Origin of the sequence: Marinobacter sp., assembly GCF_034669625.1 — a bacterium.
In the GTDB taxonomy this organism is placed as follows: Bacteria; Pseudomonadota; Gammaproteobacteria; order Pseudomonadales; family Oleiphilaceae; genus Marinobacter.
This window is the reverse complement of record NZ_JAXMOY010000015.1, coordinates 1-19,478: the sequence shown is the minus strand read 5'-3', so window position 1 is coordinate 19,478 and position 19,478 is coordinate 1. Positions and strand designations below refer to the sequence as shown.

The window sequence follows — 19,478 nt, the reverse complement described above, 5'->3', positions numbered from 1 at the left end:
AGTGACCACCCGCATCACCCTGCCGGCGCCGGCCAAATTAAACCTGTTCCTGCACATCACCGGCAGGCGAGCAGACGGCTACCACGAGCTTCAAACGTTGTTCCAGCTTCTCGACTACAGCGACGAGCTGACGTTCACGCTCACCCCGGAGCAACCAGGCATACGCCTTGAAAACTCCATAGAGGGGGTCCCCGACGACCAGAATCTCATCATCCGGGCCGCACGAGCTCTTGCAGGCCATGCTGGCGCGCCCCTACCGGGCGTAACGATTGATTTGCACAAGCGCCTACCCATGGGTGGAGGCTTGGGTGGAGGCAGTTCCAATGCCGCCACCACCCTCGTAGGCCTGAACTATCTCTGGGGTCTAAACCTGAGCGAAGACAAACTGGCCGAATTAGGCCTGGCGTTAGGTGCCGACGTGCCGGTTTTTGTCCGCGGCAGAACCGCAATTGGCGAAGGTGTGGGAGAAATTCTGACCCCCGCAAACCCGCCCCAGGATTGGTTTTTGGTACTTAAAGCCGACTGCGAAATTAATACTGGAAAGATTTTTTCACAAGAAGGGTTGACAAGAGACACTCCAAAATTGAAAATACGCCCCGCTTTTGAGGGAGACGCCTCGAGGTACCGAAATGACTGCGAGGATGTGGTTCGTGAACTGTATCCTGAGGTTGACCGAAGCCTGGAATGGCTTGCACAATTCGGACCTGCAAGATTAACCGGAACCGGGGCTTGCATTTTTGGACGTTTCCCTACAGAATCCGCAGCGCGGATCATCTGGGAAAGCAAACCCTCCGGCATCAAGGGGTTCGTAGCTAAAGGGGTGAACATTTCACCGCTTCACACAAAGCTAACAGAGCTAAGATGATGCCAAAAAAGCACGATACTGGGGTGTCGCCAAGTGGTAAGGCAACGGGTTTTGATCCCGTCATGCGCAGGTTCGAATCCTGCCACCCCAGCCACCTTCCTCCTGCTTCTTCTGAATCAAACGCCGATACCGAGAAGGATGCCGTCGTGTCAAAACTGATGATCTTCGCTGGCAATGCCAATCCTGAGCTTGCCAAAGCAATCGCACAAAAACTTCACATTCCCATGGGCGAAGCCACTGTTGGCCGCTTCAGCGATGGTGAGACCACCGTCGAGATCAATGAGAATGTACGTGGCCATGATGTTTTCATCATTCAGCCCACCTGCTACCCCACGAACGACAACCTGATGGAATTGATCGTGATGGCTGACGCCCTGCGTCGCGCCTCCGCATCACGAATCACCGCAGTTGTTCCTTATTACGGGTATGCACGTCAAGATCGCCGCGTTCGCTCAACGCGAGTCGCCATCAGCGCCAAGGTCGTAGCCGATATGATCTCCAGCATCGGCGTGGATCGTGTACTGACGCTTGACCTGCACGCAGACCAGATTCAAGGCTTCTTCGATATTCCGGTAGACAACATCTACGCCACCCCCGTGATGCTGGAAGACATTGAAAAGCAGCGTTTCGAAAACTTTGTCGTTGTATCCCCTGACGTAGGTGGTGTTGTTCGCGCCCGCGCCGTCGCCAAGCGCATGGACGACGCCGACCTGGCCATCATCGACAAACGTCGCCCGAAAGCCAACGTGTCTCAGGTTATGCACATCATCGGTGATGTCACCGACAAGACCTGCATCCTGGTGGACGACATCGTGGATACCGCCGGCACTCTGTGCAAGGCCGCCGAAGCCCTGAAGAACCGCGGCGCTTCCCGAGTAGTCGCCTACATTACCCACCCGGTACTGTCAGGCCCGGCGATTGAAAACATCAACGGATCCGAGCTGGACGAACTGATCGTCTGCGACACCATCCCGTTGAGTGACAAAGCGAAGAATTGTGATAAAATCCGCGTCCTCAGTATGGCCGGCCTACTCGCAGAATCTATTCGCCGCGTCAGCAATGAAGAATCTATCAGCGCCTTGTTTGAGAACGTGTAATTCGGAAGCCCCGAAATACAGCGCAATATCAAAAGTTAAATCACGCTGAAACCGTATCGGAGTCGGGAGCCTAACAAGGCTCCCGACTCTTTTAGTCAGTCTGAGAAATAATTCTCAGACTATTCAAAAAACATCATCTGTTCAAACGCCTGGTCGCGGGCAGTTCAGATGACGATTGAGGTACATATCATGTCCCAGGAATTTGTTATTGAAGCATTTCCTCGTGACGATCAGGGGAGAGGTGCGAGCCGCCGCCTGCGTCGTGAGGAAAAGAAAATCCCAGCTATCATTTATGGCGAAAACAAAGAAGCTGTTTCCATTTCCATCTGGGAAAACGAGCTGAAAAAAGCTCTGGAGAACGAATCTTTCTTCTCACAGGTTCTGACCATCGACCTGGAAGGCAAGAAAGAAAGCGTAATCCTGAAGGATCTGCAGCGTCACGCCTACAAGCTGCGTTTGATCCACGCTGACTTCCTGCGTGTAGATAAAGACCACGAAATCGTTGTTCAGGTTCCAGTTCACTTGGTGAACGAAGATACCGCTCCTGCGATCAAGACCTTCGGTGGTGTAGCTTTCCGTCTGCTGACAGAAGTTGAAGTAGCGTGTCTGCCTCAGAACCTGCCTGAGTTCATCGAAGTCGATCTGACCGACGTCGAAATGGATCAAGTTGTTCACCTGAGCGACCTGAAACTGCCAGAAGGCGTTCGCATTCCTGCCCTGCAGCACGACTCAGAGCACGATCAGGCGGTTGTATCCATCCATCAGCCAAAAGGCGCCAAGGCTGATGAAGCCGAGGATGCTGGCGAAGCTGAGGAAGGCGGCGAGGAGTAATTACTCCGGAGGGACTGGCATATGGCACAGGATATTGTCATGGTTGTTGGCTTGGGTAACCCCGGAGCCGACTACGAGAATACCCGCCACAATGCCGGCGCCCTGTTCGTCGAAGCTCTGGCCCGCTCTGCGGGTCAGACGCTCCGCCCCGAAAAGAAGTACCACGGGCTTTACGCTCGCATTCATTGGCAGGGTCTCGACCTGCATCTGCTCAACCCCAGCACGTTCATGAACCGCAGCGGCCTGGCCATCAAGGCACTGGCGGATTTCTTCAAGATCGCTCCTGAAAACATCCTGATTGCCCACGACGAACTTGATATCGCTCCCGGCACGGCCAAACTTAAAAAAGGCGGCGGCCACGGCGGCCACAACGGGTTGCGCGACGCTATCGCACATTTGGGCACCAATGACTTCCAACGACTTCGCATTGGCATCGGCCACCCCGGCGACAGCCGCAAGGTAACGGGCTACGTCCTTGGCCGCCTCGGCAAAAAAGAAACCGAGGAGCTGAACGCCGTCACCGATGAAATCATGCGCGTACTCCCGGATGCCGCCAGCGGCAAACTTGCAGCCGCCATGAACCGCCTGCACAGCTTCAAGCCTACGGCCTGAGCACGTCAGAACCCCTTACTCGCACCTATACCGATACACCGGTATAATCCGCGCAAATTATTAGTTCCAGCAGAGGCATTCCATGGGATTTAACTGCGGCATTGTCGGCCTACCGAACGTCGGCAAATCAACCTTGTTCAACGCACTTACCAAAGCCGGCATTGGCGCCGAGAACTTCCCGTTCTGCACCATTGAGCCGAACGCTGGCGTGGTGGCCATGCCCGACCCGCGCCTGACCAAACTGGCCGAAATCGTTAAACCCGAACGAGTGGTACCAACGACCATGGAGTTCGTCGACATCGCCGGCTTGGTTGCCGGTGCCTCCAAAGGTGAAGGCCTTGGCAACCAGTTCCTGGCCAACATCCGCCAGACCGACGCCATTGCACACGTTGTTCGCTGCTTTGAAGACAGCAACGTAATCCACGTTGCCAACAAAGTTGACCCGGCTTCCGACATCGAGATCATCAACACCGAACTTGCCCTTGCCGACCTCGACACTGTTGAGAAGGCGATCAAACGCGTACAGCGTGTTGCCAAGAGCGGCGACAAAGACGCCAAAGCCCAGCTCGAGATGTTTGAGCAGCTGCTGCCCGTCCTGAACGAAGGCAAACCCGTGCGCAGCATGGATCTCGACGCAGATCAGCTGGCACTGATTCGTGAGCTGTGCCTGCTCACCATCAAGCCAACCATGTACATCGCCAACGTCAGCGAAGACGGCTTCGAGAACAACCCTCACCTCGATGTCGTTCGCGAAATTGCCGCGTCTGAAAATGCGGCCGTCGTCCCCATCTGCAATAAGATCGAGGCCGAAATCTCTGAACTGGAAGACGATGAAAAATCCATGTTCCTGGACGAAATGGGCATGGAAGAGCCGGGACTGGACCGCGTCATCCGCGCTGGCTATAAGCTTCTTGATCTACAAACCTATTTCACCGCGGGCGTGAAAGAGGTGCGCGCATGGACGGTTCGCGTTGGTGCCACCGCCCCTCAAGGTGCAGCCGTCATTCACACCGATTTCGAACGCGGCTTCATTCGAGCCGAAGTCATCGGCTATGACGATTACATTCAGTTCAACGGTGAAGCCGGAGCAAAAGACGCCGGAAAATGGCGCTTGGAAGGCAAGGAATACATCGTTCAGGACGGCGATGTTATCCACTTCCGCTTCAACGTGTAATTTTTCGGGAATTTTTGGCCAAGAAGCCTTGACAGCTTGAGGCCAAATGTCGAAAATACGCGCCTCGTTTCGGGTGATCCCCAAAACGATTTGGCAAGGTAGCTCAGTTGGTTAGAGCACAGCACTCATAATGCTGGGGTCGGCGGTTCGACTCCGCCCCTTGCTACCAGTATTCGAAGGGTCACCGTTAACGCGGTGACCCTTTTCTGTTTTGAGGACGACCTCACCCATCCCGGGAGATTCGTGCGGGACGACCCGCTTTGCATGGCAGCCTTGCTATGAGAACCACCAAAGACAGAATTCGCCAAGCCTTTTCCTTCGAAGCGATTGGCCTCCTCTTATCGACCCCGATGGCCGCCTTTGCATTTGGCTTCGACCTCGGCCAAACCAGCGTGCTCGCCGTTATCGGCGCTACCATCGCAACGGCCTGGAACTACATTTATAACCTGGCATTTGATCACAGCCTCAAGCGAATCACAGGCACAACCCGAAAAGCTCTGAAAATACGTTTCCTGCACGCAATCGGCTTTGAATTCGGTTTGATGCTGGTGTTTCTGCCCATCATTGCCTGGTGGATGGAAATCGGGCTATTAGAAGCCTTGATCGTTGATATCGCGTTTGTCGTGTTCTATCTCATCTACGCCTTCGTATTCACTTGGTGCTACGACACCCTTTTTCCGGATAACGACCAACCGGCGGGCATCCCTGAATAGCGGTTCGACTCCACACGCCAGCCGCAGTATTCTGTATAGCCCGACTTTCTTGGTTCGGGCTTTTTTATTTTATACCCTCGGGAAACTGCTGCTATGTCCGAAAACATCGCGTCCGGCTTATCCACCGGTGCACTCGATCGTCTCACCCGCCACTTCGATGAACGCTACATCCAACCCGGCAAACTGCCCGGAGCAGTGACCCTCGTGGCTCGTCACGGCAAAGTAGTCTGGACTCAGGCTCAGGGTTCCATGGACATTGAACGAAACCGGCCAATGCAGCGGGACACGCTGTTCCGTATCTACTCGATGACCAAGCCGGTCACCTCAATTGCCATGATGCAGCTCTACGAACAGGGCAAATTCCTGCTCAACGACCCGGTGCACAAGTACATCCCTTCATGGCGGAATCTGCGAGTTTATAAAAGCGGCAGTTACCCAGACTTTGAGACCGAACCGGCCACCAAAACAATGACCATTCGGGATTTGATGACCCACACTTCGGGCCTCACCTACGGCTTTACCGAGCGCACCGAAGTAGATGCAGCGTACCGTCAGCTGAAGCTGGACGGCAGCCCGATTCTCACGCTGGATAAATTGATAGAAAGACTGGCCGAACTACCTCTGGAATTCTCGCCCGGTACGGCCTGGAATTACTCAGCCTCAACCGATGTTCTCGGATACTTGGTCGAGGTGCTTTCCGGCAAACGGCTGGACGAATACTTCGATAATCACATTTTCCAGCCACTGGGGATGACCGACACCGGCTTTTACGTGCGCCCTGAACAACAGCACCGATTTGCGGCCTGCTATCTGTATCAGCCCGGCGATACCATGAAGCTGCAGGACGACCCGGAACGCTCAAGATTTTTGAAGCCACCGCGTTTCCTGTCTGGCGGCGGCGGACTGGTCTCCACCATCGACGATTATCACAAGTTCGCTCAGGCCCTGTGTCAGGGCGGCGAGTATCAGGGCCAGCGAATTATCGGGCGCAAAACACTGGAGTTCATGCGCCGAAACCATCTGCCAGAGAATCAGGATCTCCCTGCGCTGTCTGTTGGCGGGTTCAGCGAAACACCGTACCAAGGCAGCGGCTTCGGTCTGGGCTTCTCAGTAAAAACGGATGTCGCGGCCTCTCATACCGTCGGATCTGAAGGTGAATTTGGCTGGGGTGGATTAGCCAGCACCAGTTTTTTCGTAGACCCGGAGGAAGATTTGGTGGTCATCTTCATGACACAACTGATGCCATCGTCGTCTTATCCTATACGTCAGGAGTTACGGGCTTTGGTATACGGCGCCATGACCTGAACTACACCCACAAAGCACCTTAAGTACAACCACCTATTCGATGATCACGGCCTGTGGCATACTCGGCCTCCTTAGCCAATAACCAACAACTCATCAGCAAGGAATGTTGTCATGAAACCAGCAACTCTCGCCCTGCACGCCGGCTTTAAAAGCGACCCGACAACCAGGGCTGCAACCACGCCGATTTACCAGACCACGTCATACACGTTTGACGATACCCAACACGGCGCTGACCTGTTTGATCTGAAAGTTCAAGGCAACATCTACACTCGCATCATGAACCCCACCAACGCGGTTCTGGAAGAACGCATGGCCGCTCTGGAAGGCGGCATTGGCGCGCTGGCCGTTGCTTCCGGCATGGCAGCTATCACCTACGCACTGCAAACCATTTGCCGCGTTGGCAACAACATCGTTAGCACTGGTCAGTTGTACGGCGGCACCTACAACCTGTTTGCACATTCGCTGCCTAACCAAGGCATCAACTGCAAGATGGTCGCCCACGACGATTACGAAGGGCTGGAAAACGCCATTGATGACCAAACTCGCGCACTCTTCTGCGAATCCATCGGCAACCCTGCGGGCAACGTGGTCGATATCCAGAAGTGGGCGGAGATCGCACACAAACACGGCATTCCGCTGATCGTTGATAACACTGTCGCCACCCCCGTTCTTTGCCGTCCGTTTGAACACGGCGCCGACATCATCATCCATTCCTTGACCAAATACATTGGCGGTCACGGTACGACCGTCGCAGGCATCGTTGTGGATTCCGGCAAATTTGACTGGAAAGGCAACGCCGACAAGTTCCCGATGATGAACGAGCCGGATCCGTCCTACCACGGCGTGGTTTACACCGATGCCCTGGGCGAAGCCGCTTTTATCGGCCGCTGCCGCGTAGTGCCGCTACGTAGCACCGGAGCCGCTCTGTCGCCGTTCAACTCCTTCCTGATCATGCAGGGCATGGAAACGCTGGCACTGCGCATGGAACGCCACTGCTCGAACGCTGAGAAAGTCGCCCAGTTCCTGCAGGATCACCCGTCCGTAGAGTGGGTAAACTACGCCGGTCTGGCAAACAGCCCATACAAAGCAACCTGCGAGAAGATTTGCGATGGCAAAGCCTCCGGCATCCTGAGCTTTGGCATCAAAGGTGGCCGTGAAGCCGGCGCCAAGTTCATCGACGCATTGGATCTGGTTTTGCGTCTGGTCAACATCGGTGACGCTAAGTCTCTGGCTTGCCACCCGGCCACAACCACTCACCGTCAGCTTGATGCAGACGAACTCGAAAATGCGGGTGTTAGCGAAGATCTGATACGTCTTTCCATCGGCATCGAAGATGTCGATGACATCATTGCCGACGTTGCTCAGGCTCTGGAAAAGTCCCAAGCCTGACCCGCATCAACCGGGTACGACCAAAGTCGTGCCCGGTACCCCCGTGATTGCCCGTATCCACCTTGTAACTGCACGCCCCGCCTATTAACCTTTAGAGCTCACCTTATCTGAACCGAGAGCTCCCGACGCCATGAGCGACAGCGCAAAACCCCGCATTACCAGTGGTTCCAAATTCCGCAACGAACACGGTTTCTCCGCCATCAAAGACGGCGTCAAGCGATCGGTCGCGAGCTCGGAAGACAAACCTCTGGAGCGCAAGCCAAAATGGCTGAGAGCGCGCATGCCCGGGGGCGAGCGCTACGAAGCTGTACGCCGGAACGTTTCCGAACATCGTCTGAGCACCGTTTGTCAGGAATCCCACTGCCCGAACATCGGTGAATGCTGGACCAACGGCACCGCCACCATCATGGTCATGGGTTCTGTCTGCACCCGTGCCTGTAAATTCTGCGCCGTCGACACCGGCAACCCGAAAGGCTGGCTCGACCCGGAAGAGCCGGAGAACACCGCCAAGTCTGTCGAACTCATGGGCCTACGCTACATCGTACTCACCTCCGTAGACCGAGACGATCTCGATGATGGCGGCGCGGCTCACTACGCGGCCTGCGTGTCGTCCATCAAGCAGCGCACACCGGAAGTCGCGGTAGAAGCCCTCACCCCGGACTTCGACGCCGTCATGAGCGATGTCGAAAAGGTGGTGGATTCCGGTCTGGATGTATTCGCCCAAAACGTAGAAACCGTCAAGCGCCTGACCAGCCGTGTGCGAGACCCGCGCGCCGGTTATGAAAAAACCCTGAGCGTTCTGGCCCACGCCAAGAAGCATCGGCCCGACGTGCTCACCAAGACCAGCCTGATGCTGGGTCTGGGTGAAACCGAAGAAGAAGTCCTCGAAGCCATGGACGACCTTCGTGCCGTTGGCGTAGACATCCTGACACTGGGCCAGTATTTGCGCCCGACCCCGAACCACCTGCCAGTGGAACGCTACGTTACTCCGGAGGAGTTCAATCGGTTCCGTGACATTGGCCTGGAGAAAGGCTTCATGGAAGTCCCATCAGGACCGATGGTGCGCTCCAGCTACCGCGCCGACCGGGTGTTCGACAAGAACAATCTGGGGCTGACGGTACCGGAAGTTCCCGCAACACCGCAGGCTATGCAGATTCCCGTCAAACACGTGGAATAAGCCAAAAAAAACCGCCGGAGCTGAGCTCGGGCGGTTTTTTTGCTCCATCAGGCGGAGTCCGGCTCCGGACTATCCGGCGTGTTGATCATCTCATCGTGCTCTGCCATTTCCCACGGCAGTTTACCCGGCGAAATGTCCAGGAAGTGCAGGTAATTCTCGAACTGGTCCAAAATGTCCTTAATCACGTCATCCTTGTCATAACCGTAGATGTCGTAGGCTCGGCCACCCCGGCGCAGATAAACTTCCGCCCGGTAGTAAACGTCAGGTTCATCCGGGTCCCGTTTCAGCTCACCGTACACAAACCCTGGCATAGCGTGCTCGGTCAACCGGATGTCGTAAACGAAATCAACGTAACTTTCACGATGCACCATCAGGTGTGAACGCTCGTTTTCGGGATCAAACTCTGCCGATGCACTCCAGCCTCGAGCTTTCAGTTCCTTCCCGACTTCCTGCATCGCCTCCATCACCGTACCCTGAATGTACTTAGCCACGTCTTGTTGGGTCGGGAATTCAACCATAGCGGCCAATCGGTGTTTCCACTGCGCCCCCGTCATATGACGACTGCTGCTTACATGGGCCTGCAAACTGGTTTCACGATGCCCCTCGATAACCAGTGCCCGCCACATACCAATCGCTGCGACCAACATAATGATGGCAAACGGCAGCGCACTGGCAATAGTCATCGTCTGAAGGGCACTCAACCCGCCTGCCAGCAACAACACCGACGCCACAGCACCCTCCAGTACCGCCCAAAACACACGCTGCCAAGCAGGGGTTTCAATCACACCACCGGAGGCCAATGAGTCGATCACCAGAGACCCTGAGTCAGAAGACGTCACAAAGAATGTCACGATCAACAGCACGGTCAGCAAGGAGATAAAGAAGGACCATGGCAGAACGTCAAATAATTTGAACAACGCCACAGCATGGTCTTCCTGAACGTCGTTGATCAGGGTATTCAAGCCCTCGTTCATAATGAGCGTCAGCGCGGTGTCGCCAAATACGGAAAACCACAAAAAGGTAAAGACTGACGGCACCAGCATTACGCCAAAGACAAATTGTCGAATGGTACGACCGCGACTGATCTTCGCAATAAACATCCCGACGAACGGCGCCCAGGCGATGGTCCAGCCGAAGATAAACAGCGTCCAGTTACCGATCCAGTCACTGCGGGTATAGGCTTGCAGGTTAAAGGTCCGCTCAACAATACCACTCAGATAACTACCGGTGTTCTGCAAGAAAGTTTCAAGAATGTGAATGGTAGGCCCCACCACAAACACGAACAGCATCAGGGAAATGGCCAATACCATATTCAGAATAGAGAGGCGCTTTACGCCTTTATCCATCCCGGCTACCACCGACACGGTTGCTGCGGCGGTGATCACCGCAATCGCAATAATCTGCACAGTGGTGCTAATCGGCACAGCGGGCCAGAGATAATTAATGCCGGCGTTAATCTGGGTGACAGACAGGCCGAGCGTGGTGGCGATACCGAACATCGTACCCAGAATAGCAAAGACATCGACCACATGGCCGATGGGGCCGTATATCCTCTCGCCAATCAAAGGATAGAGGGCAGAACGAATCGAAAGCGGTAAGCCATGGCGAAACGCAAAGTACGCCAAAACAAGTCCCACCAAGCCGTAGATCGCCCAAATGTGAAAACCCCAATGGAAGAAAGCGATCTGCATGGCCTGCTTTGCGGAATCGACCGTTTCAGCAGCGCCCGCTGGAGGGGCCGCATAGTGCAAAACCGGCTCAGCCACGCCAAAGAACAGCAAAGCAATACCGTAACCCGCCGAAAAGAGCATCGCGAACCATTCGGGGAATGAATATTGCGGCTCGGCGTGGTCCGGGCCGAGCTTGATATTGCCCCACTTAGAGGCTCCCACAGAAACAATGAAGACCAGAAATATGGCCACGGAGAGCATATAAAACCAACCGAACGTTTCGGTGATCCAACTGAGTGTCGCACTGAATGCTTCACCAGCCATCTCCGGATTACTGATTGTGCCGATCACCAATAACAGCGAGACCACAACGGCCGGAATGAACACCGGCGCTAAGATCGTCGATCGAATCGCTTTCTTGTCCGAAGCCATAAAACGCCACCTATCCTTTTGTTAAATATGAATTTCCAATCAGCGATTATAGATTTTCAAGCATGAATAGATACACCTGCCCACACTATAGAAGCTCTAGGCTAATAGTCCATTCGCGTCGTTTACAGAAGAATGTCAGAAAAGAGACAAAACCGATTGCGGGGAATGCTGAGAGGGCCTGGGCGCCCACTGCCTGGACGCCCTCGGGGTTACCGCCAATAACGGACGATTACTGAGACTGTTGCATCTGATGCTGCTGCATCTTTTGCTGCATTTCCTGCATCTTGCGCTCAAGCTCGTCACGCTGCTCTTCAGTGAAAACCGCATCGACCTTGGCTTGCATCAGAGCTGAAAGGGCTGCGATTTCACCGGTCACATCACCCAACTTTTCAGCGTGCGAACGAATAGCGCCTTCGTCGTAATCCGCTTTGATTTCACCTTGCAGATCACGCTGCAATCCCTGAGCATCCTGACGCAGCTCACCCAGATCACCTTCCATCTCGCTGATAATGCCGCGAATCTCGGTCTGCTGGTCATCTGACAAGCCGACCATCTGCGCCAACTGGCCAACCTGATCCATTTGCCCCTGCTGAGCAAACGCCGGCACCGACAAACTCATCGCCACCAATGCAGAACCAATGATCTTTTTCAGCTTCATATTACGCTCCAAACTTGAGTGGTTGCTTCACCACAATACGGTCAATTTACGTTTCAGTGTCTGATACCCTAAATCATTCATGCAAACGATTTCACCCCGATACCCCTGCTTTTTGTACAGTTTTTTATACCGTCCGCCCGTACCCCGCACCACGCCGGCATCTCCGAAATGTGAAAATTTAGTCATTCCACTGCATAATGGCGACTTTCCACACCATACGGAGCAGACATCATGGCCATTAACTGGTTTCCCGGGCATATGCACAAGGCCCGAAAGGAGATCAAAAAAGTCATGCCCCAGATGGATCTCATCATCGAGGTTGTTGACGCCCGACTCCCCTTCAGCAGCGAAAACCCGCTGGTGCCTTCACTGCGTGGCGACACACCTTTGATCAAAGTGCTGAACAAGCGGGATCTGGCAGACCCGGAGATGACAGAACAGTGGTTGGAGTGGATGGAACAGGAACGAGGTGTCCGAGCCATCACCCTAACCCATAATCAGCGACAGGAAGCCTTGAACATCCTCAAGCTGGCCGAGGAAATGACTCCTGACCACGACCGGCAGAAAAGCGCTTTGCGGGTGATGATTCTGGGTATTCCAAACGTTGGAAAATCCACGCTCATCAACACCCTTGCGGGCCGACCTGCGGCAAAAACCGGCAACGAGCCCGCGGTTACACGAGCACAACAAGCCATCAAACTTCCAGACAATGTGCTGTTGTACGACACCCCTGGCTTCCTATGGCCCAAATTGTCGCCTGAGCAGTGCGGCTATCGCCTTGCTGTCAGTGGTGCGATTCGCAGCGCCGTGCTGGATTTTGAAGATGTCGCCATGTTTGAAGCTGACTATCTGGTTGACTCCTACCCTGACATGGCGATGGCCCGCTATGGTCTCGACGAACGCCCAAGAGACGGCTTGGCATTAATGGATGCCATTGCAGCCAAGCGACGATTCCTCGGGCGCGGCGGCGTTCCCGATCTACACAAGGTCTCGGAAGTACTCATCAACGAGTTCAGAGCGGGGACCATTGGCCGAATTTCTCTGGAAACACCGGCCATGGTGGAAAAAGAATTGGCGGAAGCCAGAGCTTTGGCCGAGGCTGAAGCTGCTGAAAAAGAAGCGCAAGAGCAGGATCGCAAACAAAAAAGCCGAAAACGCTAAGCCTTAGGAATTAAGCACAAATACCGCTAGTTCGAACATTCGGTATAAAGCTATCTTCTTTTGTTATACTTTCCCAAGATTCAACAAGCAGCCCTCACCTGCATCCAGGGGTTGCTTGTTCACCCATTTATCTCAGGTTTATTGGCTATGGCTCAGGCAATCCCTCTTCGCTCCGTTTCTCCGCTCAAGGCCTCTTGCAATCAATGCAGTCTCAGCAACCTTTGCTTGCCCCTTGCAGTGGAAGAAAACGATCTGGACAGCCTTGAGGATATTGTTCAGCTAGGAAAGATCTACAGTCGAGGTGAGCACGTTTTTGACCAAAGCACACCGGTAAAGTCCTGCTTTGCGGTAAAAAGCGGCTCAATCAAAACCTCCATCATCACCGAGGGCGGCGAAGAACAAGTCACGGGATTCTTTATGCCGGGTGAGCTTGTGGGCCTGGATAGCTTGGGTAGCAAACAATACGCCTGCACAGCCGAGGCACTTGAGCGCACCAGCCTGTGTGAATTTCCGATGGATAAGCTAGAAGAACTGACCATCAAGCTGCCAGAACTCCAGCACCATATGTACCAATTGATGAGCAAGGAAATCCAGAGCAGCCATCAGCTCGCCATGTTGCTCAGTAAAAATACGGCCGAAGAACGCATTGCCGCCCTGCTACTGTCGCTATCCAGCCGGTTCCGTCGTCGCCGGATGTCCGGCACAAGCTTCACTTTGCCCATGCCCCGGAACGATATTGCCAACTTCCTGGGCCTGGCGGTTGAAACCGTCAGTCGCGTGTTTACGCGTTTTCAAAGCCAGGGCATCTTGCGGGCGAAAGGGCGTGAGGTGGAACTTCTTGATGTAGAGGCTCTGCAGACCGTTACTCACGAAGTGAGCAAGCAAGCCTGCCGATCCTAACCCGAAAGCCGGCCGCGCTTACTCGGCCGGCTCGCTTTCAGGCTTACCCTCAGCGATGACCATTAAAAACTCTTCCTCGAGCCAACGCCGCCAAGGCATCTGCTTCAGGCCGAAGGTGTTGCGAATTTTTGTGCACACCATGGTCGTGTTAACGGGCTCAAGGTAACCCCAGTCAGGCATTTCATCCACAACCCGAACGCCTTCGGGAATGCCCGGCATGTCCGCAATGGCGACCCCCAACTCGTACAGGGATATTTCCTCCGCACCGGCATACTGGTACGTCCCCCAAACTTCAGCGCCACAATCCAGCTGCATAATGATCGCCGCCATGACCCGGGCAAGATCTTTCACCGCCACAGGTTGGCCCTGACAACGCCCCGGCAATGGAAGCGTTTCCGAGTTGGCGCTGTTTTCACAAACCTTTTTAGCAATCCGGGCCAGACTCCAACCGGTGCGCAAAATAATATGCCGCGATAACTGGCTGCGTAACGCCTGTTCGCATTCCCACTGCCAGCGCCCCAGTTCATTGATCGGCTGACCGGGATTGGATGCGATGTAGGCATCCTGCTTACGGCCATCGAACACATAGCATGACGACAGTTGGAGTACCGCCATGCCTCGATCAAGGGCATGGCCGGCGAGCGCCAGAGGAAGCGAGAAGGCAGCCTCGTGCGTTGCTTCACGGTCGGCTTCAGCTTGCTCGGGATCAACCAGCCACAGCGCATTAACAATCAAGTCGGTATCGTCCGGGATCCAGCTTGCCAAAGCATGGAGGTCGACCCGGGAGGGATCGCTTATCAGCAGGGGGCTGACCCGCAGGTGCGATGCTCGTAAGCGGTCAAGTAGCACCCGCCCTAATGGGCCGTAATCGTGAACAACTAATACATGCACGGGAATTAAATACCTCTGAATTTCGCTGATATGACAGGCTAATCCACTTTAGGGCCAATGGCCTGGACGAAGGTTTTGCTGCACCATTCATCGAATCGTATAACAACTGACTGAACATCGGTATCGAACCACGCTCTGAGCAGCAACGTCACTATTGTGCTGCAACCATGAGCATACAACACCAGGATTGATCATGCTGAAACAACAAAGCCACATTGTCGCTCCCATCCCCGACGAACTCCGCACCCGAGCTCTTTACACCGTCAGCGAGCTAAAGGCTCGCGGCAAAGCCGACAAAGAAGCGATCGAAACTCTACATAATCTCATTGTGGAACTGACGGAACACGGCCTCGATTTCTTTTTCCTGGAGCCGCTACGACGCCTCAATGCCGGGAGCATGACCATGAGCATGGCCAAAGTGGGTATTGGTAGCATGCTGAAGGGCAGCAAAATGGTGGTTCACAAAGTGCTTAAAAAGCTGAACGACCGCAGCCTGACGTCCATCTTGGAATTCATTGAAGACATCATTCATGAGCCGGAAGCTCAATAAGCGCAGCCAATGCCTCGGGACTGACGATCAGCGGCAGTCCCGAGGCACCCTGGCCGTTAATCCGGTTAGTAGCTCGTAACCGATTGTCCCGGCACAGACAGCCACCTCATCTACACTCACGGTCTTGCCCCAAAGCTCCACCATGTCACCTTCCTGAGCGTCAGGCACACCCGTTAGATCAACAGCCAGCATATCCATCGACACCCTCCCGAGAAGGCGTATGCGCCGCCCACGGACTGCTGCTGGCGTTCCTGTGCCCGCATGGCGTGGATAACCATCGCCGTAACCGATCGCAACCATCCCCATCCGAGTTTCTTCTTCTGCCACCCAGGTCGAGCCGTAGCCGATCGATTCACCCGGCCTGAGGACTCGCGTGGTGATCAAAGGAGCCTCGAGCGTCATCACCGGCTCGAGCCCCAGGCCCGGCCCGGTCTGACCGATCATTGGGGAGGCGCCGTAGAGCATAATCCCCGGGCGGCTCCAGTCATAAAGCGGCTGCTCAGGCAGAAAGTGAGCCGCTGAGTTGCCCACACTTCGCATAAGCGAAGGCCAGGCTTCTGTCGCTTGCTCGAAAAGGCGAGTCTGCTCTTGGGTCATTGAACTCGCCGTGTCGTCCGCACAGGCAAAGTGAGTGACAAAGCCCTGCAGCTCAGCACGCTGATCCAGGTGCTTGAGCTTTTCCATAACCGCAGGCAGGTCGGACGGCCTGAAACCCAGCCGATTCATTCCGGTATTCACTTTCAGCCAATACGCCGGGGCCTGACTAGCAGCCAACCAATCCAGCTGCAGGTTATTGTGCAGCACAGGCTCGAAACCCTGTTGCCGGCACACGTCCAAATCCTGACCGCTGTGCACGCCCTGCAACATCACAACCGGCTGATTCAAACCTGCTGCACGTATTTCAAGCGCCTCTTCAAGGCAGGCCACTGCAAATTTACCCGCATCTTGAGCCAACGCCTGCGCGACCGCACGAATGCCATGACCATAACCGTCGGCTTTCACCACAGCCATCGCCTGAGCCGCACCCGCTTTTGCTTGCGCCAACCTGAAATTGTGTTTTAAAGCCTCCAGATCAATTCTGGCAACGGTAGAACGCGGCATTAATAGTCACCACCGTAATCGCCGTAATCCCCGTGGGCCAAATCCTCAAACTTGGTGTACTTACCGATAAAAGCCAACCGAATGGAGCCAATGGGGCCGTTTCGTTGTTTACCGATAATAATCTCGGCGATGCCCTTATCTTGGGTATCTTCGTTATACACCTCGTCCCGGTACACAAACATAATTACGTCGGCGTCCTGCTCGATCGCACCGGATTCCCGGAGGTCAGAGTTAACGGGCCGTTTATTCGGCCGTTGCTCAAGGCTACGGTTCAGCTGGGACAAAGCGACCACGGGGCAGCTCAGCTCCTTCGCTATACCTTTCAACGATCGGGAAATCTCAGAAATCTCGGCGGTTCGCCCTTCGGTGTTGCCGGGGACACGCATCAGCTGAAGGTAATCCACCATGATCAGACCGATCTTACCGCCATTTTCACGGGCAATCCGGCGCGCTCGTGAGCGCATCTCGGTCGGGCTCAGACCCGGCGTATCATCAATGTACAGCGGCTTGTCTTTCAACAAGCTAACGGCAGAGGTTAGGCGTGGCCAATCTTCTTCCTCCAGCTTACCGCCACGCACCTTCGTCTGGTCAATGCGGCCAAGGGAAGAAAGCATACGCATTGCCAACGCATCCGCCGGCATCTCCATACTGAACACCAAAATCGGTGTGCCCGAGCTGATCAAGGCATTTTCCACAATGTTCATGGCAAAGGTGGTCTTACCCATCGACGGTCGACCAGCAACGATAATCAAATCTGACGGTTGCATACCGGAGGTCTGGTCATCCAGATCCCGGAAGCCGGTGGTCAAACCGGTGGTTTGCTCACCGGATTCAAACAATTCTTCGATACGGCTAAGGGTTGTCGCGAGAATCGGGTTAATGGCTTTGGGGCCCGAGCCTTCCTTTGTGCGAGCTTCCGCAATCTGGAAGACGCTACGCTCTGCCTCATCCAGTATTTCACTACTTTTTCGGCCCAACGGATTAAACGCCGAATCGGAAATTTTGCCAGACACTTCCACCAGTTGGCGCAAAATAGAACGCTCGCGCACGATATCGGCATAGGCTGCGATATTGGCTGCCCCGGGCGTCTTCTCTGCCAACTCGGCTAGGTAAGAGAGGCCGCCCGCATCTTCAATATCCCCTGCCCGTTCGAGAAATTCAGCCAGAGTGACGACATCCAAAGGTTCGCTTTCACTAGCCAGCCGCTCAACGGCACCAAAAATCAGACGGTGATCCTGACGATAAAAATCAGCAGCCGAAATCATTTCTGATATTTCGTCGAAACGTCGATTGTCCAGCATCAGGCCACCCAGCACGGCCTGTTCCGCTTCCACCGAATGAGGTGGAACCTTGATGCGACTGGTTTCTGAATCAATAGATGCAGGTTTGGGAGAAGGAGTTGCCATAGACACCAGAGACGTAAGGAATGAAAACAGACGTATAAGAATACCAGAAACAAACAAGCCCGAAACCGTTTCCGGTTCGGGCTTGTTTTAGACCGCTAAAACCCTAGGCTTCAGCAGTCGCTGAACTTACCTGCTGTGGTTAACCGATTACTCGGCAACAACCGCCAGCTTGATGGTAACTTCAACGTCGGAGTGCAGCTGGAGCTCAATGTCGTACTCGCCAGTCGTCCGCAGCGGACCTTCTGGCAGACGAACTTCACTCTTCTCAACTGCGGTGCCGCCAGCAGAAACAACGTCTGCGACATCACGAACACCGATAGAGCCGAACAGCTTGCCTTCGTCACCAGCCTTGGAGGTGATGGTGAAGGACGCGCCTTCCAGAGCTTCTGCACGGGACTGGGCAGCAGACAGCTTTTCAGCAGCCGCTTTTTCCAGCTCAGCGCGACGCTCTTCAAACGCCTTTACATTTGCTTCCGTGGCAGGCACAGCCTTGCCGTACGGCAGCAGGAAATTACGACCGTAACCGGCCTTAACATTCACCTTGTCGCCCAGAGTGCCAAGGTTTGCTACTTTCTCGAGCAGAATAACTTCCATCTCGTTAACCTCTTCGTGCTTTATTCAGCCGGTCCGGTTGGCGCTATGCGCTTCCGAATATCCAGCCAGCTATCCACAAAAGCCAGAACCAACAACAGCATCATCAGATTCAGACCCAACAGCCCCAACACAATGTAAAACGCGAACAGTGCCTGACCGCCCCACCGCTTACGACCTACCACACCATGAACCAAGGCTAAACCTGCCACCAGTAGTGGCGTGCCTGCAGCCCAGGCCAAAAGTACCGGATTCAGCTCCAACAACGAGCCCGACACCATGGTTACAGCGCATACTACCGCGATGGCTGGCGACAATCTGAAGGCATGGAATTCTCGCTGGAAACCACCGGGGTTATCCAACCCTGCCTGCCAGGATCTCGCCAACATGGCCATGGCAATCGCTACGGCGAAAGCCGAGCCCGCGATACTGGCGCTCATCGCGCTTCGGATGATTCGCTCCAGGTCACTGCCCAGAGACTGAACCACTTCAGCGTTGTATTGGTCGTAAAAATCGACACCTATCTGAACGAGTTCATTCAAAAGTGCCGAATACATCACAGGCATCATCAGCCCGCTCAGTATTGTCAGAAAGGCGCCGGATAACAGCGCGTTTTCCCAAGACAGCGATGTTCGGAAGACCGATGCAATCAACATCGTTTGCAGCAACACAAACAGTGCGGTTGGGTTCTGGCCATAAACGGCCCAACCCAATGCAGGCAAAACTGCCCAGAGGCCAATAGTGAGCCCCTGCCGAATCCCCTGTCGCATTATGACAAGGGCCGTAACTGCTGCGCCTATCCAGAACAACAAAGGAACAATAGTAGAAACTACTGCAACTCCGCCGGCCTGCATGGGACCGCGCATTACATACTGTGCCAGTGCACGCATGGTCCCGGGTCCTGTCTATCTGTGCTTAGTGGTCGTGACTATCCGTATACGGCAGCAGTGCCAGG

At 54.6% G+C, this 19,478-nt stretch carries 19 protein-coding genes and 2 tRNA genes; 14 read left to right on the top strand and 7 right to left on the bottom strand.

The features are described from left to right. The first annotated feature begins 1 nt into the window (after window position 1). The 11 genes from ispE (at window position 2) to lipA (ending at window position 9,163) form a co-directional block, all read left to right on the top strand. Complete coding sequence (gene ispE / locus VOI14_RS12520) at window positions 2-865, top strand: 4-(cytidine 5'-diphospho)-2-C-methyl-D-erythritol kinase (RefSeq protein ID WP_323752383.1); 864 nt, start codon at window positions 2-4, stop codon at window positions 863-865. A 19-nt stretch (window positions 866-884) separates the two neighbouring features. Continuing rightward, window positions 885-959: transfer RNA gene (locus VOI14_RS12515), tRNA-Gln, on the top strand. 52 nt (window positions 960-1,011) lie between these two features. Further along, the gene (locus tag VOI14_RS12510) at window positions 1,012-1,962 is read left to right on the top strand and encodes a ribose-phosphate diphosphokinase (RefSeq protein ID WP_323752382.1); all 951 of its coding nucleotides are present in this window, start codon (window positions 1,012-1,014) and stop codon (window positions 1,960-1,962) included. 189 nt (window positions 1,963-2,151) lie between these two features. After that, complete coding sequence (locus VOI14_RS12505) at window positions 2,152-2,793, top strand: 50S ribosomal protein L25/general stress protein Ctc (RefSeq protein ID WP_323752381.1); 642 nt, start codon at window positions 2,152-2,154, stop codon at window positions 2,791-2,793. 21 nt (window positions 2,794-2,814) lie between these two features. After that, window positions 2,815-3,405, top strand: a complete 591-nt coding sequence (gene pth / locus VOI14_RS12500; protein WP_323752380.1) for an aminoacyl-tRNA hydrolase — start codon at window positions 2,815-2,817, stop codon at window positions 3,403-3,405. Between the two features lie 82 nt (window positions 3,406-3,487). After that, window positions 3,488-4,579 (top strand): redox-regulated ATPase YchF, encoded by a 1,092-nt coding sequence (gene ychF / locus VOI14_RS12495; RefSeq protein ID WP_323752379.1) that lies wholly within the window; start codon window positions 3,488-3,490, stop codon window positions 4,577-4,579. Between the two features lie 92 nt (window positions 4,580-4,671). Next, window positions 4,672-4,748 (top strand) — tRNA-Met (locus tag VOI14_RS12490). 109 nt (window positions 4,749-4,857) lie between these two features. Continuing rightward, complete coding sequence (locus tag VOI14_RS12485; protein WP_323752378.1) at window positions 4,858-5,292, top strand: PACE efflux transporter; 435 nt, start codon at window positions 4,858-4,860, stop codon at window positions 5,290-5,292. 93 nt (window positions 5,293-5,385) lie between these two features. Then, entirely contained in the window at window positions 5,386-6,597 is a 1,212-nt protein-coding gene (locus VOI14_RS12480; RefSeq protein WP_323752377.1) for a serine hydrolase domain-containing protein, read from the top strand. A 111-nt stretch (window positions 6,598-6,708) separates the two neighbouring features. Further along, window positions 6,709-7,986 carry an O-acetylhomoserine aminocarboxypropyltransferase/cysteine synthase family protein gene (locus VOI14_RS12475; RefSeq protein WP_323752376.1) on the top strand — a complete coding sequence of 426 codons (1,278 nt, stop codon included), beginning with the start codon at window positions 6,709-6,711 and terminating at the stop codon, window positions 7,984-7,986. A gap of 130 nt (window positions 7,987-8,116) precedes the next feature. Continuing rightward, window positions 8,117-9,163: a lipoyl synthase gene (gene lipA / locus VOI14_RS12470; RefSeq protein ID WP_323752375.1), complete on the top strand. Its 1,047-nt coding sequence runs from the start codon at window positions 8,117-8,119 to the stop codon at window positions 9,161-9,163. A 47-nt stretch (window positions 9,164-9,210) separates the two neighbouring features. Here the strand turns inward: lipA and VOI14_RS12465 are convergent, their stop codons facing one another. Continuing rightward, entirely contained in the window at window positions 9,211-11,265 is a 2,055-nt protein-coding gene (locus tag VOI14_RS12465; RefSeq protein WP_323752374.1) for a BCCT family transporter, read from the bottom strand. A 229-nt stretch (window positions 11,266-11,494) separates the two neighbouring features. Further along, on the bottom strand, window positions 11,495-11,923 hold the full coding sequence (locus VOI14_RS12460; RefSeq protein ID WP_323752373.1) for a hypothetical protein: 429 nt from the start codon (window positions 11,921-11,923) through the stop codon (window positions 11,495-11,497). A 231-nt stretch (window positions 11,924-12,154) separates the two neighbouring features. Between VOI14_RS12460 and ylqF the strand changes: the two genes are divergently transcribed. Further along, window positions 12,155-13,084 carry a ribosome biogenesis GTPase YlqF gene (ylqF, locus tag VOI14_RS12455; protein WP_323752372.1) on the top strand — a complete coding sequence of 310 codons (930 nt, stop codon included), beginning with the start codon at window positions 12,155-12,157 and terminating at the stop codon, window positions 13,082-13,084. Window positions 13,085-13,231: 147 nt separating this feature from the next. Then, entirely contained in the window at window positions 13,232-13,984 is a 753-nt protein-coding gene (gene fnr / locus VOI14_RS12450) for a fumarate/nitrate reduction transcriptional regulator Fnr (protein ID WP_323752371.1), read from the top strand. A gap of 18 nt (window positions 13,985-14,002) precedes the next feature. Here the strand turns inward: fnr and VOI14_RS12445 are convergent, their stop codons facing one another. Next, window positions 14,003-14,875 carry a sugar nucleotide-binding protein gene (locus VOI14_RS12445; protein WP_323752370.1) on the bottom strand — a complete coding sequence of 291 codons (873 nt, stop codon included), beginning with the start codon at window positions 14,873-14,875 and terminating at the stop codon, window positions 14,003-14,005. A 193-nt stretch (window positions 14,876-15,068) separates the two neighbouring features. On the opposite strand from VOI14_RS12445, the gene VOI14_RS12440 reads away from it, so the two are divergent. Beyond that, on the top strand, window positions 15,069-15,425 hold the full coding sequence (locus VOI14_RS12440; protein WP_323752369.1) for a hypothetical protein: 357 nt from the start codon (window positions 15,069-15,071) through the stop codon (window positions 15,423-15,425). 27 nt (window positions 15,426-15,452) lie between these two features. On the opposite strand, the gene alr is transcribed toward VOI14_RS12440, so the two are convergent. The 4 genes from alr to VOI14_RS12420 form a co-directional block, all read right to left on the bottom strand. Next, window positions 15,453-16,526: an alanine racemase gene (gene alr / locus VOI14_RS12435; RefSeq protein WP_323752368.1), complete on the bottom strand. Its 1,074-nt coding sequence runs from the start codon at window positions 16,524-16,526 to the stop codon at window positions 15,453-15,455. Beyond that, entirely contained in the window at window positions 16,526-17,932 is a 1,407-nt protein-coding gene (gene dnaB / locus VOI14_RS12430; RefSeq protein WP_323752367.1) for a replicative DNA helicase, read from the bottom strand. Before dnaB ends, alr begins: the two co-directional genes overlap by 1 nt. A 147-nt stretch (window positions 17,933-18,079) precedes the next feature. Continuing rightward, complete coding sequence (gene rplI / locus VOI14_RS12425; protein ID WP_323752366.1) at window positions 18,080-18,526, bottom strand: 50S ribosomal protein L9; 447 nt, start codon at window positions 18,524-18,526, stop codon at window positions 18,080-18,082. 20 nt (window positions 18,527-18,546) lie between these two features. Next, window positions 18,547-19,413 (bottom strand): hypothetical protein, encoded by an 867-nt coding sequence (locus tag VOI14_RS12420; protein WP_323752365.1) that lies wholly within the window; start codon window positions 19,411-19,413, stop codon window positions 18,547-18,549. Window positions 19,414-19,478: the final 65 nt, after the last annotated feature.